The organism is Kothea flammea (assembly GCF_052161645.1).
GTDB lineage: Bacteria > Planctomycetota > Planctomycetia > Pirellulales > Pirellulaceae > Laterigemmans.
In genome coordinates this window covers 3,706,623-3,719,953 of sequence record NZ_CP197414.1, presented here as the reverse complement: position 1 = coordinate 3,719,953, position 13,331 = coordinate 3,706,623, and the positions used below count along the sequence as shown (strand labels likewise).

The window sequence follows — 13,331 nt, the reverse complement described above, 5'->3', positions numbered from 1 at the left end:
AATGATCCTTGGCAGCAAACAAGCAGGAAATCAGCTGCGTGGCAATTTATTCTTTTGAACTTTTATTCGTTTGAACTATCGTCCGTTGAATCGCCAGCCGAGGCATCATCATTCTCCCCAGCCAGTGGTTCGACAGGCTCGTCAGCGTGAGCCATCCCAGCCGCGCCATCAGTATTCGGAGCAACAACATTCGGGCCAACAACCGCTAACTCTCCTTCGGCAACTTTGTCTTCTGGCGGAACGCGCACAGCGGCGATCAAGGTATCACTGTCGTCCATGCTCATGATTCGCACACCTTGCGTGTTCCGGCCGATCACGCTGATATCCTTGGTGGCGATTCGCTGAATCTTGCCCCTAGCCGTCATCATTAACACTTCGTCATCGTCGTTAACCGACACAATGCTGATCACTGGACCATTCCGCTGCGTGGTGCGAATGTCGCGTAGCCCTTTACCACCACGACGTTGAGTGCGGTAACGTGCCGAACCGTTGGCACTTTCCTCGCCACTCTCGTCCGCGCCACCGTCAGATGCTGGCTCCGCGGATTCCACCGATTCCGCAGTCGCGTCGGCACCACCCTCTTCGTCGGCATCATCAACCGCAGCGGCGTTGGGGCCAAAGTAAGTTCGCTTGCCGTATCCGTTTTCGCAAACGGTCAGCAGCGTGGCATCAGGATCGGCGACAACCATCCCGACCACATGATCGTCTTTGCCGAGATTAATTCCTTTCACTCCGGAAGTGTTCCGCCCCATCGGTCGGGCGTCACTTTCGGGGAACCGAATTGCCATGCCTTTTCCGGTTACCAACACCACTTCGCTGCCCGGGCCGACGACCGCCGCATCGACCAATTCATCACCTTCACGCAACTTGATGGCAATAATGCCACCACGTTTGGGACGGCTATAACTTTCTAGCGTCGTCTTTTTCACCAGCCCACCGCGGGTGGCCATTATAATAAAGTGACCTGGTTGATCGAAATCACGAATGGCTAAACATTGAGCAATTTGCTCACCTTCGGCCAAATTCAACAAATTAACAATCGCGCGACCGCGAGCCTCGCGAGCCAGCTGCGGCAAATCATAAACCTTCTGCCAATAAACTTTACCGGTGGTAGTAATAAACAGCAGGTAAGCGTGCGTGCTGGCTACGAACAAGTGTTCGATCGGATCTTCGTCCTCGGCCTTCGCACCTTTCATCCCCTTGCCACCGCGCCGTTGTGCCCGGTAGGTACTTGCTGAGATGCGTTTGATGTAACCTCGGTGTGAGATCGAAACCACCATCGTTTCTTCGGTGATCAGATCCTCAAGATCGATGTTACCCAGCTCTTCGCCAGAAATCTCAGTCCGTCGCGGGCTACCAAAACGACGTTTTGCCTCTTCCATATCCTCGCGAATGATTGTGTAAATTCGCTCAGGATCGCCAAGGATGTCGAGGTATCCGGTGATTTCTTCCAGCAAAGAAGCGTGTTCGTCTGCCAGTTTTTGCTGTTCCAAATTAACCAATTGGCCCAAAGTCATCCGCAAAATGGCGTCGGTCTGGACACTCGTTAACGTATAAGAATCGGCCTCACCACGCTCGACAACAAACTGAGCAAACCCGGTGTCCCCCAACGCCCGCTGCATCATCGAAGCGGGACAGGCGACATCCATCAAGCGAGTTTTGGCCTCGGCTTGGGTCGAGCTGCTGCGGATGATGCGAATGATTTCATCAATGTTTGCCAGGGCCAGCAACAAGCCTTCGACCGTATGTTTACGCCGCCGAGCTTTGGCTAACAGAAACTGAGTCCTTCGCCGAATCACCGTCACGCGGTGGCGAATGAACTCGACGATCATTTCCTTCAGATTCAACTCACGTGGCTTGCCGTCGACCAACGCCAACAAGATCAAGGAGAAGGAATCTTGTAGCGGAGAAAACTGATACAGTTGGTTCAGCACCACCTCGGGATCGGCGTCCCGCTTGATGTCGATCACCATCCGCACCGGCTCGTTCAGGTCACTCTCATCCTGGATCCCTGAAATGCCCTTGATGCGATCGCCATTGACCAAGGCGGCGATTTTCTCGATCACTCGGTCGCGATACTGCTGGAAAGGAATCTCCGAGACAACGATCCGTGATCGATTCCCCTTCATCTGCTCAATCGTACAGCGAGCCCTCACCACGATCGTGCTACGGCCAGTGTAATACCCTCGGCGAATGGCTGCCCGGCCGCAAATAATCCCGCCGGTCGGAAAGTCAGGGCCGGGAATAATCTCCATCAACTCTTCCATGGAAATATCCGGGTTATCAACCACCCGAATCACCGCTTCGCAGACTTCCGTGGGGTTGTGAGGAGGGATGCTGGTTGCCATCCCCACGGCAATCCCGTTGGCACCATTAACCAATAAGTTTGGAAACCGACTGGGTAGAACTGTCGGTTCAGTCCTGGCCTCGTCATAGGTGGGAATGTAGTCGACCGTGTCTAACTTGAGGTCGTCCAACATCATGGCGGCCACGCTCGACAAACGAGCTTCGGTATACCGCATCGCAGCCGGTGGAAGACCAGCGATGGAACCGAAATTACCCTGCTTGTCGATCAATATGGAACGCATGTTCCACTCTTGGGCCATCCGCACCAGCGTCGGGTATATCACGCTCTCCCCGTGAGGGTGGTAATTTCCCGAAGTGTCGCCTGAAATCTTGGCGCATTTGACTCGACGACTGCCAGGCCCCAAATTGAGGTCGTTCATGGCCACCAAAATTCGCCGCTGGCTGGGCTTGAGGCCGTCGCGAACGTCAGGCAGCGCACGGCTGACGATTACGCTCATTGCGTAAGTTAAGTAACTTTCCCGCAGCTCTTCTTCAATGGGTAAATTGATCAAGCGGAGGGCGCCCGCTCCTCCGATCCCGCCATTGTTCTCTTCGAAAGGCGTGTTTCCCGAGGGACCACCGCCATTTCCGCCATTTCCACTACCGTCTGTAGACAAGGAGCCGTCCTCGCAGGAGAAAGCCTGAGGTAAAGCACTTTTTACCTCGTACCCAGAGCCCGAATTCTACGATTTATCCGCTCGCTCCACCACCCGGCGACCTCCGGGGAAACCTTGGGTGATCCCAAGTTGTCATTTGCTGTCAAACATATTACGCTTTGGAGCTTAGGCAGCGGGTTCAGCTCCCCCGAAGTCGGCAGAGGCCGGGGGGCAAGCGAAGTTGCTCAGAGGATGCCTAGCTTTGTTAGTTGGGTTTGGAGGCGACGAGCTGCGGTTAGTGGATTGCCATTTATGGGCTTTTTCACCAATCAACCGGCTTGTACCGTTTTTTGAACATTATCGTGTATCCGGAGAGTTGCATGTCCAGCCCCGAGCGTTTAGTGGTGGTAGATTTGGACCGAGCGAGTGTCGTTCGGTTTGTTGATCGCAAAATCATCGATGCTTCCGAAATTGAACAACTCGGGGCCGAACTGATCGCGTTGGTCGAAGAGCACAACAAGCATGAGCTATTGCTCAACTTCGAAGGCGTAGAATTTCTCTCGTCCGCCGCTCTCAATAAATTGCTCGCCCTGCATTCGCGAGTTAAAAAAGTGGGGGGCAAAGTTCGGATTTGCAATTTGCACCCGCAGATTCGCGAAGTGTTCGCGATCACGAGACTCGATCGCATGTTTGACATCGATAAAACCGAAGAGATTTCGCTCAAGAAATTTTAGTTCTTTTTGGCAATCTGCTCCGTCGGGAACATGATCCGGCGGCCCGTAACTTGTCTGTCTTCGAGCGATCGTCCGCCAACGGAAATCCTTGTCATTGACGCGAACCTGCACGATTCAAATTGGGGTCTGAAACGAATGTCGGAACAAGGCTCCCAGGCGTGGAACTTCGAAACCACGATTCCCAGCGATACTGCTATCGGTAGCGCCTTGATTAATGATCTTGTTGCCGCGATGGAATCTTTTGGCTGGCAATCGGATCACGTCTTCAGGGTCCAGCTGGCCTACGAAGAGGCGATTGTCAACGCCATCCGCCACGGCAATAAGTTCGCGGAAGACAAGACCGTGGACGTGCGAATGCACTGCGACAACGCTCAAGTACAGATCGTGATTGAAGACATGGGGCCCGGGTTTGACCCGGACGAACTGCCCGATCCCCGCGACGAGGAACGCTTGGAAATTCCCGGTGGTCGTGGCGTGATGTTGATCCGCGAGTTAATGACGGAAGTCGAGTACAACGAATTGGGCAATCGGGTAACGATGAGGAAACTGCGAGAGCAAGTTACCAAGTCAATGTTTCCCGAGGAGGAAGACGAACAAGACGCTGAATGACGGGCCGAGTGGAACCCAGCAGCACCAAGCGACAAGTCAGAAACACTTGGGGCGTGACGAACCAGCAGCACCTGGGCGAGTCCGAGTCGAGCAAGGACACAGCATCATTTCACTCCGGTTCATCTAGTTCGTTCCAGAGCAGGCGAGCGGGGGGGGTATGAGTGAATTGTGCATCACGTTTGCTGGTTGTCGGCAGGCTTATTGGCTGCGGGTCTGGTTGGGGACAAGAAATCGCAAATATTGTCTCAACCCCCTTGAGCCGTGATCCGAAGATAAATTAGACTTAGTCGAGTGTCGAGAGCGGTCAGTTTTCGCGCACAGCTACTCCCCTGTAGCTCAGTTGGTAGAGCAGGCGGCTGTTAACCGCCTTGTCGCAGGTTCGAGTCCTGCCGGGGGAGCCTTTCTGGACATGGCCGAAAATGGCCGGTCCTGGTAATCGCAAAAAGCCGAGACTCACGTCTCGGCTTTTTTGCTTGAATTCCCGTGTTTTTCGACGTTTTCAAAATCGGCCGCCGGAATAGTTCGTCTCTGTCCGGTACGGGATACCGACCCAAACAGCCCTTTCCCGCTCGCCACCCCGAGCCAAACAACGAATACTCTCGAACTCTCTCGGTTAACGGGGACACCCCAGTTAACGCAAATGGCTAAATCAGAGAGTTCTGGCCGGCCGCCAAGAGAGAGTTCGAGACTCTGGGTGGGACAACGACATCACGAGTCGATGGCGGTGCTTTGGCGATGGCCGTCTTGTTTGGATCCCCCAAGGAGTTTGCGATGTCGGACGATCATACCCCCAGCTCGCCGCTCGAAGGACCGGTGAGCAATGCGGCAGATATTGACCAGCTTCAACTGGAGGCCTACCGCCAAATGACGGGTGAAGAACGGCTCAAAATTGGCCTTGGCCTATTCGAAGCGTCGCTTGCGATTGCTCGCGAGGGAATCCGCAATCGTTATCCTGACGCCAGTGAAGCGGAGATCGAAGAAAAGCTAAAAGAACGCATTCGTGCCGGCTATGGAATTGAATCCGCCACAGGCAAAACGTCGTGACGGAAACTGAATTACTCGTTGATTGCCTTTGTCGATCCGAGACGGTTGGCATTGACAACATGCTCGTCGGTTCGATGGCTGGTGCACCGCAATGAATCAATCCCAGCCCAACAATCCACTTCACGGCGTCACTCTCAAGGCGATGCTGGAATACTTGGCCGACGAGTACGGTTGGGATCGGCTTGGGGAGCGGATCAACATCCACTGCTTCAACCACGAGCCGAGTATCAACAGCAGCCTAAAGTTCCTTCGCAAGACTGAATGGGCCAGAGCGAAAGTCGAACGGCTATACCTGAACTCGATCAGTTACGACGAGCGGAAGGGCAAAAACGCCGCGTCCGATGGAGCTAACGAACTGGGCAGCGTTTGGGATCGCGCACGCAAGCAGTAGCGAAAATCAGTGGGTGCCGCCCATTCGTTGCGTGAGTTCAGCGACGGTGGGGCCGGTCATCTAAAGCAGATTGAACTGCGAAGCGACTTGGAACAACGCAACAGCATTGGCCGGGTTCGAATGCATTTCCCAAGCGTCGGCGACTATTTCGCGGATGCTTGAGCGGCTTGGTTCGATATCGAGCTCCGTCACGAAAGGGCGAAGGTCGGACAATTTCGATGTCTCCAACTGGCCAAACGCCAGCCGTTTACCGAGCGGAGATACGATACAATCGCCTTCCAGTGATAGTTCTGTGCGAACCTGAGCCGATGATTCTGCATTGATTCCAGCAAGTTTTTTTGCACCAAGTCACTTTGATTTCCTTGTGTGCCTTCTTGACGCAAAGTCGTTATTCTAACACTGATTTCCCGAGGCCTCGCTTGCACATTCCAACAGAATTTCTGCCGCCAGAAAGACCGACACCATGTCCTCGAACCTATTGGGTCGTTGATGATTGGCTGCTCGCTGGGGCTTACCCAGGCCGGCCAGAACCTGTGGATCATCGCGAGCGGATACAGTCGCTGTTCGAGGCCGGCATGCGGACATTCATCAACTTGCAAAAAGAGAACGAGACAAACAACTCCGGCGTGCCCTTCGTTCGGTACGACGACGAATTGCGAAGACTTGCCAGTGATTGCGGCGAGCATATCGCTCACTTGCGTTTTCCAATTCCCGACGGTGGAACCACATCCGTCGACCGGATGCGATGCATCCTGGACGCTATCGATTTATCGTTGGTCGCCAATCGCCCCGTTTACGTTCACTGCTTCGGCGGCATGGGACGAACAGGCTCGACGATCTGTTGTTGGCTCCAGCGGCATGGTCTTGCATCACCAGGCAACGTGCTGAGTTTGCTTACGCACTTGCGGCAAGCGGACGTTGAGCGGGCGACCTGGAAAGCTCCGGAAAACAAGCAACAAGAAGCTTATGTTTTATCATGGTTGGAATAGCTGCCTGATTATTTGTTGTTAAAGAACCTTGGATAGAAATCAAAACAAACTTCTTCATGCGACAAAATCAATGGCTATCAACTACTTTTTCTATAAAGCTGGGGCAGCGAACGTTTGGCTTTCGCTCGCCGAGGAGCACGGTCTCTATGTTGGCTTCAGTGACGACGAACGAAACGGAGACTCAGACTCCTCTAAAACCAGCATTGCAACCCGCTCACCACGCTTGAAATGGGAGGGCAAGGTGACCGGACGTGACGACGACCACATTGCGTGGATCATGCATCCGGACAATGCAAAAGACGTAATACTAATTCTTTTTGATAAAGAGGATTTGTACTTTTTTAACCCGACGCCAGAGGGTGACGGATGTCGCTCTGGACTTTCCATTCACCGTCCTAATGACCCGAATGGTGCATACGAAAAAGCAAAGACAATCAATCTTAAATTGTTCTCTGCTGGAGGTCCGATTGACATATTCAAAACGTTGCCGGTGAAACTGATCGCGAAGGTTTCCCGATCCAAACTTCACACGAGCATCGACTCGTTATCAGTGTACCAGTTTTTGAATCGTGGCACCTGTCGGCCAATTTGGCGAATCGTTGGGCCAACCGGCCCCGGTCTGTCTGAGATGATGAAGCCGATAACCCTGCCTCGAATATCAGAAAATTGGCCGCATCATTCTGGGGAAGAAAAACCATTTGGTGCCCTAGTTCGACTTTATTTCAATGACTTACTTTCTCGATACGCTAGTGATGATTGGCGGCAGAAGCTTCAGTCCGAACCGCGGCTATCTAATTTCACGAAAGACTGGTCGACAAACAAGAAAAAAAATCTTGTCTGGTTGTCAATGAATCCGATCCTCGTCGAGACCGCCGCCTTCTATTTTTGTCTTGACTTGGGGCTCCTACCAGACGTTGGTGTCGGAAAGGGATTGGACGTCGTTGATATTCGAGCTCGATTACCTGATCGCGTCACTCCGCAACAAATTTGCGATGTACTATCGAAGATTCCTGTGCAACTCAGCGAAGGCTTGCGTAACCGGATTTATGAGGAGAGAGTATTGGAAATTCAGTGTAAAGCGTCTCAAAAAAGCATCGATCGCGACCTTAAGATGCTTCGCTTCGGATACTGGCTCAAGGCGAATACGCCTGATACTGTTCATCTGCCAACCCTACATCGATGGTTGAACGAAAGTGCGATCGAGGCAACCCCCGAGAAATGGCTTTCGCAATTCATAAACATGCAGGTGACCCAGTTATTCTTTGGAAATTGACACGACAGCAGTCATTAACTGAATTTTCCATATAGGAAAGCTTCCGACAATGGCACGCAAATTAGATGAGATCCTTGTGTTCGATGTGGAGTCGACGTGTTGGGATGGGCCGCCGCCGAAGGGTGAGTAAAGCGAAATTATCGAGATCGGCATGTCCGTCGTCGATGGGTGATCGAGTTCGGCAGTTTCTCGGTGAGGGTAACTGGGAACCAACCCGATCCTATCTCTAAGATCGATTAAAACCATTCTTCATCGATAGTGCACATGCTACCCAGACAAATCGTCGCGAGCTATTACCTAATCCAAGCCATGGGCACGGCAGCTTGGTGGGGACTGCTCTTTGCGTACCCTCCGAGCGTTAAGTGGTTTCAGCCGAACGAATGGCCGGCCGGAGCACTGTTGTCGTTTTGGCTCGCCGACTTTGCCTTGATCATTGCTGGTTCGATCATCGCGGCGACTGGAGTCTTGCGGCGATCGTGTTGGGCTGGCAACGTGGTTTGGACGGTTGCTGTGGTAACTTGGTATCCGACCCTTTTGTGCATTGCGACGAGCATGCAAACGGGTGAGGCTTGGATCGCGTCGTCGATGATGGTCAGCATGGCGGGGTTGTCGCTGGCGATGGCGACGATTCATGGCAAGGCCGATCAATCGCCAGCAACGATTCGCGTGACTGCGATGGAGCGCTGGCACGCGGTGCTTTGGACGCTGGGCCAGACCGTGATCTTTTGGAGCGTGTTCCTGTGGGTGCTGCCGATGGGGATCGTTGAACTGGAGGGCTACTGCGGCTTTGACGGGTTCGAGCACGCGTTTCAATCACCCGCGTCGGTCGGGTTGTTTGCCATCGCGTCTTGCCTTGGCCTATGGACCGGGGGCACGATGGCGACACACGGCAACGGAACGCCTCTGCCGACCGCAACGGCACCTCGGTTGGTGATCGCGGGACCGTACCGATTCGTGCGAAACCCCATGGCGCTGGCGGGCATCGTGCAAGGCCTCGCGGTGGGTTGGTACTTGGGCAGCTACGCGGTGATGGCTTACTCGCTGGTCGGTGCCGTGCTTTGGCACGTCGCGGTGCGTCCGGTAGAAGAGTCGGACCTGAAATCGCGTTTCGGTGAGGCTTACAATGACTATCGGCGGCGGGTGCTTCTCTGGATACCTACTTTCGGTCAAAACGCAAATCCAATCATCAGCCCAGACGAACGCGAATACAGATGATAACAACATTCGAAGAAGCCTTTCAGTTCGTCATTGACCATAGGGTTTGCACCGTATTCGGCAGCAAAGGCTCACCACACCCATCGCTGTGGGATAATACCGCACTCTCTGAAAAGAGACCGAAGGCGGGGGGATGGAGCCCGAGAGTCAAGGCTGTTTGGGACTGGAAAACCCGCATTCCGCAGACCTACCCTGAATTGGTCTACTATGGAAAGATAAAAGGCGGCGATGCGGTGCTGATGGAAATGCATTACTTCCGCGACACACATTACCCGGCAGTTTTTCAGCCCATCAGCGATTTGGATGAGCTTGCGCAGCAAGTCTACGAGTTCATCCGCTTGGAGCCTGCGTTCACCGGGCCGCTGCGAAAGCGAGCGATGGAACAATTGGGTTGCACGAAAAGCCAGTTTGATACCGCGATCAAGAAACTACAGATCAGTCTCAACATCGTTCGCTCCAGCGATCCGTCACTGAAGAATGACTTTTGGCTGACCATGCGAGAGGTGCACTTGGACTTGGTCAACCAATACGAGACCAATCCATCGAACGAACCGGGCGAAGTCTGATGAGCAGATCATTGAGTGCCGCGAGTGCCGTTGTTGACACGATGTTTTCTAGGGAAAAGGACGCATGAATAACCGGAGTCTGCAGCGAGATGGGTTCTGTTTGTTGGAGCAAGCGGTTACGCCAGAAACTGTCCAACGCATGTTGGCTATCTTTCGCGACACATTCAACGTCGATTCGGAAGACGTCCGAGCACGTTCCAGCCGCGGGCATGTTTATGCAGCGAGGAATTTGATCGCGACGATTCCTGAGGTCACGACGGTTTGGCAGTGTGATTTGCTGCTGACATTTTTACGTGAACAACTCGGCGAAAACTTCGGGTTAGTGAGAGCGTTGTTCTTTGACAAACCGCCTGATCGTACATGGGCTCTCGCTTGGCACAAAGACACGGCGATTGCGGTCAAGGACAACGCGATCGTTTCGGAGTTCTTCTCGCGGCCGACGATCAAGGCCGGCGTGCCGCATTTGATCGCTTGCGATGAGGTATTGAAACAAATGCTGACGTTGCGGATTCACCTTGACGAGGTCACCGACGAAAACGGACCGTTGCGAGTTATCCCCGGTTCGCATGTTTCATCGACGAGTGACGGCGACGGTTTGGATGCAACCGTGGACGTTCATGCCATGGCCGGCGACGTGCTGGCGATGCGACCGCTGATCAGTCATTCCAGCGGTTCTTCGGTCAAGGGCACGCGTCGGCATCGCCGAATCCTGCATCTAGAATTTGCCGCGTCGTCGACACTGCCCGATGGCGTTACTTGGCACGACTTTGTTGTTCCGCGGTCGGCTTCCTTAAACCGAGGTTGACCAACCGATTCCACCTCTTGCGCTGCTGTGCCCAGTTGGGGCCGATTGCGATTTGACGGATTTCGCCCTCGCGGAAGCGTGAGATTCGCTCGGTGGTGGGTTCGAGGTCTAGGATCGCTTGCTGGATGTCCGGGGCGAGGTTGGTGAGGTTGAGGATCTGCGTGACTCGGGCTCGGGTGATGCCGGCAGTACGGGCGATCTCGGCTTGGTCTTTGACTTGGCCGGTGGCGAGCAAGTGCTCCAATCGGATCGCCAAGGCCATCAGTTTGGTAACGTGCGGCAGTCGCGGCGTGGGCGGGCGTCGGGGCGGCTTGGGCGGGCTGATGCGGTGTCGTCCGTGAGGTCCGGAGGTTGTTTGAAATTTGGCTTGGATGTGATTCATTGTTGGCCTTCCTGGTCGGAGCGATGAGTTGCGGTTTGACTTGGCTTGTAAGATTGCAAGCCGGCGGGGCTGAGCGTGATCGAAAGATTGCCTTCGATGGGATCGTGTTCGATCCGTTCAATCAATAAAGACATCAAGCGGCTTCGTTCGCCGATGGTGAGATGTTCCCAAAGCGACTCGAGATCCTTCACCGCTCGCAAGATGGCCAGGCGGTCGGGTGCGGCCGTTTCGATTGCCATGAGTTCGTCGCTGAAGATTTCGAGTCTTTGGCGATCGCGTCGATGTTGGTCCGTGAGCGTGGCCAGCGAATGCAGTCGTGACGCTTCGCGTTTGGGATCGCCAGAGGGTGTCGACAAAGCGTCGATCGCCTTCTCGGCTTGATGAATTGCCGAAGCAAGCGTGGACTGTTCTTTGACAAGATCGTCGCGGCGTTTTGAGACGGATCGGCCGACTCGCAAGCATGTTTCCGAAAGCAAGTCCTCGTCGATAGTCAATGATTGAAGCTGGGCGACGATGAACCGCTCGACTTCTTCGGCTGGCAATGATGCGCGAGGGCATGTCTTATGGCCGCGTTTCGTCGCCTTTCCGCAAACATAGTAGCGGTATCGTTTGCTGTCGCGGCGCAGGCTGCTGGTCGTATGAACCATCGCGGCGTTACACTTGCTGCAGTAAAGAAGGCCAGCAAGAATGCCAGCGGACCGACCGTGCAGGCGATCACCCGCGTTGATGCGGTTGCCATGCAGTTGCTTCTGAACAAGCTCGAACAACTCGGGGTCGACGATGGCGTCGTGTTCGCCTTCGTAGACTTCATCACGGTAGGTGACTTTACCCATGTAGATCCGATTAGTCAGCAACGCATGAAGCGAGTTCTTGTTGAACGGAACGCCGCCGACCGTTCTGCCGGACTTGGTCACCCACAACTTGGTCCGCCACCCAAGTTCCCCGATCGCGTCGACCGTCGGAATCAAACCTTTGTGTTCGAGGTAGAGGTCGAAGATCCGGCGAACACGAACGGCCTCGACTTCGTTGACAACCAATCGTTTGGTTTCGCGATTCAAGTCGTATCCCAAGATTGGTCGACCACCGACGTACTTGCCTTTGCGTCGTGCGGCACCCATCTTATCGCGCGTTCGTTCGCTGATGATCTCGCGTTCAAACTGAGCGAACGAAAGCAGAATGTTCAGCGTCAGCCTGCCCATGCTTGAACAGGTGTTGAACTGTTGCGTTACGGAGACGAACGAGCATCCCGCTTTGTCGAGCGTGTCCATGATCCGCGAAAAGTCCAGCAACGAACGGCTGAGTCGATCGACCTTGTAAACTACAACGCAGTCGATCTTCTTGTCCTCAATGTCTTTGAGCAGACATTGGAGAGCTGGCCGGTCCATGTTGCCGCCGGTGAAACCGCCGTCGTCGTACTGGGTCTCAATCTCCGTCCAGCCTTCATGGCGTTGGCTGGCGATGTAGGCGGAGCCGGATTCACGTTGGGCGTCCAGCGTATTGAAATCCTGTTCGAGCCCTTCGGTGGTTGACTTTCGAGTATAGATAGCGCACCGAATCTCTTTGGGCTGTTTGTTGGGGGCGATCATTGGGCCACCTCCTGTTTGCGTTTCAGTTTAAAGAAGGTGAAACCGTTGACGTGCGACCCTGTGACCGCGTTGGCGATCGCCGAAAGCGTTTTATACGTTTCGCCGTTGAACTCAAAATCCTCTTGGCCGACAAGCACCGTGATCTTTTGACCCTTGTAGGTTTTTGAAAGGATCGTGCCGGCCGGCGGGAGCCTCGGATCGCGTGTTTCCTCGTTGACCGAGCAAGTTTGCTCGTTCGCGGTTTCGATCTGCTGAGTAAACGTTGTCGACGGACGTTTTCTCAAATCAGCATCATCGGCCATCGCAAGTGCTCGCTGACGAACGCGTTCGGGCAGTCCGCCCTCTTCGGTCGCTTGCATTTGCCACGCGATTTTTTTGACGAGCCAATCGCGGTTGTGACTTCGAGGCGAGTGACCACAAATGTCTTCATAGTGGTCTTTCAATTCGGCCGTCGCCATGCGTTTCATGCGAGCGACTTCTTTGGTAATGTTCAGCGGCATTGGGGTCTCCGTGACGAGAGAGAGAATTTGAAAAATTGGCGGTGCGTTAACCACCGGTCACAGAGAGCAATCGTTTCTGCTGGAAATCAAGCCAGCATGCGAGACGTTTTTCGAGTCTTTTTCTGACGTCTTGCGCGGCGTCGTTAGTTGCCGAACGACGGCGTTGGCGAGGATTTCGGCGATTTCACTTTGCTGTTTACCAATTAATACGCGTTCGGTTGTCTGCATGTGGTCGGTGGCCCTTTGAGGAATCAGGAACAAACGGCGGAGTTAACAACCGCCCTCACCTGTAGAC

The 13,331-nt window shown here is 54.0% G+C and carries 14 protein-coding genes and 1 tRNA gene; 10 read left to right on the top strand and 5 right to left on the bottom strand.

The window, feature by feature from the left end:
* Nucleotides 1-62: 62 nt before the first annotated feature.
* Entirely contained in the window at nucleotides 63-2,963 is a 2,901-nt protein-coding gene (gene gyrA, locus SH139x_RS14180; RefSeq protein ID WP_488355846.1) for a DNA gyrase subunit A, read from the bottom strand.
* Nucleotides 2,964-3,322: 359 nt separating this feature from the next.
* On the opposite strand from gyrA, the gene SH139x_RS14175 reads away from it, so the two are divergent.
* The 10 genes from SH139x_RS14175 (at nucleotide 3,323) to SH139x_RS14130 (ending at nucleotide 10,568) form a co-directional block, all read left to right on the top strand.
* Nucleotides 3,323-3,676, top strand: coding sequence for an STAS domain-containing protein (locus SH139x_RS14175; protein WP_488355845.1), 354 nt, complete (start codon nucleotides 3,323-3,325; stop codon nucleotides 3,674-3,676).
* A 135-nt stretch (nucleotides 3,677-3,811) separates the two neighbouring features.
* Nucleotides 3,812-4,285 carry an ATP-binding protein gene (locus SH139x_RS14170; protein ID WP_488355844.1) on the top strand — a complete coding sequence of 158 codons (474 nt, stop codon included), beginning with the start codon at nucleotides 3,812-3,814 and terminating at the stop codon, nucleotides 4,283-4,285.
* A gap of 325 nt (nucleotides 4,286-4,610) precedes the next feature.
* Nucleotides 4,611-4,683 (top strand) — tRNA-Asn (locus tag SH139x_RS14165).
* A gap of 373 nt (nucleotides 4,684-5,056) precedes the next feature.
* The gene (locus SH139x_RS14160) at nucleotides 5,057-5,329 is read left to right on the top strand and encodes a hypothetical protein (protein WP_488355843.1); all 273 of its coding nucleotides are present in this window, start codon (nucleotides 5,057-5,059) and stop codon (nucleotides 5,327-5,329) included.
* A 91-nt stretch (nucleotides 5,330-5,420) separates the two neighbouring features.
* On the top strand, nucleotides 5,421-5,720 hold the full coding sequence (locus SH139x_RS14155) for a VF530 family protein (protein ID WP_488355842.1): 300 nt from the start codon (nucleotides 5,421-5,423) through the stop codon (nucleotides 5,718-5,720).
* Nucleotides 5,721-6,253: 533 nt separating this feature from the next.
* Nucleotides 6,254-6,709 carry a protein-tyrosine phosphatase family protein gene (locus SH139x_RS14150; RefSeq protein ID WP_488356020.1) on the top strand — a complete coding sequence of 152 codons (456 nt, stop codon included), beginning with the start codon at nucleotides 6,254-6,256 and terminating at the stop codon, nucleotides 6,707-6,709.
* 70 nt (nucleotides 6,710-6,779) lie between these two features.
* Nucleotides 6,780-7,982 carry a hypothetical protein gene (locus tag SH139x_RS14145; RefSeq protein ID WP_488355841.1) on the top strand — a complete coding sequence of 401 codons (1,203 nt, stop codon included), beginning with the start codon at nucleotides 6,780-6,782 and terminating at the stop codon, nucleotides 7,980-7,982.
* A gap of 264 nt (nucleotides 7,983-8,246) precedes the next feature.
* Nucleotides 8,247-9,197 (top strand): methyltransferase family protein, encoded by a 951-nt coding sequence (locus tag SH139x_RS14140; protein WP_488355840.1) that lies wholly within the window; start codon nucleotides 8,247-8,249, stop codon nucleotides 9,195-9,197.
* Nucleotides 9,194-9,763: an AlkZ-related protein gene (locus tag SH139x_RS14135; RefSeq protein ID WP_488355839.1), complete on the top strand. Its 570-nt coding sequence runs from the start codon at nucleotides 9,194-9,196 to the stop codon at nucleotides 9,761-9,763. Before SH139x_RS14140 ends, SH139x_RS14135 begins: the two co-directional genes overlap by 4 nt.
* Before the next feature lie 64 nt (nucleotides 9,764-9,827).
* Nucleotides 9,828-10,568: a phytanoyl-CoA dioxygenase family protein gene (locus SH139x_RS14130; protein ID WP_488355838.1), complete on the top strand. Its 741-nt coding sequence runs from the start codon at nucleotides 9,828-9,830 to the stop codon at nucleotides 10,566-10,568.
* On the opposite strand, the gene SH139x_RS14125 is transcribed toward SH139x_RS14130, so the two are convergent.
* Genes SH139x_RS14125 through SH139x_RS14110 form a run of 4 tightly spaced genes read right to left on the bottom strand, consistent with a single transcriptional unit; the run spans nucleotide 10,516 to nucleotide 13,264 of the window.
* A complete protein-coding gene (locus tag SH139x_RS14125; protein WP_488355837.1) occupies nucleotides 10,516-10,950 on the bottom strand; it encodes a hypothetical protein in 435 nt (144 codons plus the stop codon). The genes SH139x_RS14130 and SH139x_RS14125 overlap by 53 nt on opposite strands.
* Complete coding sequence (locus tag SH139x_RS14120) at nucleotides 10,947-12,536, bottom strand: recombinase family protein (RefSeq protein ID WP_488355836.1); 1,590 nt, start codon at nucleotides 12,534-12,536, stop codon at nucleotides 10,947-10,949. The genes SH139x_RS14125 and SH139x_RS14120 overlap by 4 nt, the downstream gene beginning before the upstream one ends.
* A complete protein-coding gene (locus SH139x_RS14115) occupies nucleotides 12,533-13,036 on the bottom strand; it encodes a DUF2924 domain-containing protein (protein ID WP_488355835.1) in 504 nt (167 codons plus the stop codon). Before SH139x_RS14115 ends, SH139x_RS14120 begins: the two co-directional genes overlap by 4 nt.
* A 57-nt stretch (nucleotides 13,037-13,093) precedes the next feature.
* Nucleotides 13,094-13,264, bottom strand: coding sequence for a hypothetical protein (locus SH139x_RS14110; RefSeq protein WP_488355834.1), 171 nt, complete (start codon nucleotides 13,262-13,264; stop codon nucleotides 13,094-13,096).
* Nucleotides 13,265-13,331 lie beyond the last annotated feature (67 nt).

Excerpts from the sequence above, each read along its gene's own strand:
- SH139x_RS14175 (WP_488355845.1), top strand. The coding sequence starts at position 3,323 with ATGTCCAGCCCCGAGCGTTTAGTGGTGGTAGATTTGGACCGAGCGAGT.
- SH139x_RS14170 (WP_488355844.1), top strand. The coding sequence starts at position 3,812 with ATGTCGGAACAAGGCTCCCAGGCGTGGAACTTCGAAACCACGATTCCC.
- SH139x_RS14160 (WP_488355843.1), top strand. The coding sequence starts at position 5,057 with ATGTCGGACGATCATACCCCCAGCTCGCCGCTCGAAGGACCGGTGAGC.
- SH139x_RS14155 (WP_488355842.1), top strand. The coding sequence starts at position 5,421 with ATGAATCAATCCCAGCCCAACAATCCACTTCACGGCGTCACTCTCAAG.
- SH139x_RS14145 (WP_488355841.1), top strand. The coding sequence starts at position 6,780 with ATGGCTATCAACTACTTTTTCTATAAAGCTGGGGCAGCGAACGTTTGG.
- SH139x_RS14140 (WP_488355840.1), top strand. The coding sequence starts at position 8,247 with ATGCTACCCAGACAAATCGTCGCGAGCTATTACCTAATCCAAGCCATG.
- SH139x_RS14135 (WP_488355839.1), top strand. The coding sequence starts at position 9,194 with ATGATAACAACATTCGAAGAAGCCTTTCAGTTCGTCATTGACCATAGG.
- SH139x_RS14130 (WP_488355838.1), top strand. The coding sequence starts at position 9,828 with ATGAATAACCGGAGTCTGCAGCGAGATGGGTTCTGTTTGTTGGAGCAA.
- SH139x_RS14125 (WP_488355837.1), bottom strand. The coding sequence starts at position 10,950 with ATGAATCACATCCAAGCCAAATTTCAAACAACCTCCGGACCTCACGGA.
- SH139x_RS14120 (WP_488355836.1), bottom strand. The coding sequence starts at position 12,536 with ATGATCGCCCCCAACAAACAGCCCAAAGAGATTCGGTGCGCTATCTAT.
- SH139x_RS14115 (WP_488355835.1), bottom strand. The coding sequence starts at position 13,036 with ATGCCGCTGAACATTACCAAAGAAGTCGCTCGCATGAAACGCATGGCG.
- SH139x_RS14110 (WP_488355834.1), bottom strand. The coding sequence starts at position 13,264 with ATGCAGACAACCGAACGCGTATTAATTGGTAAACAGCAAAGTGAAATC.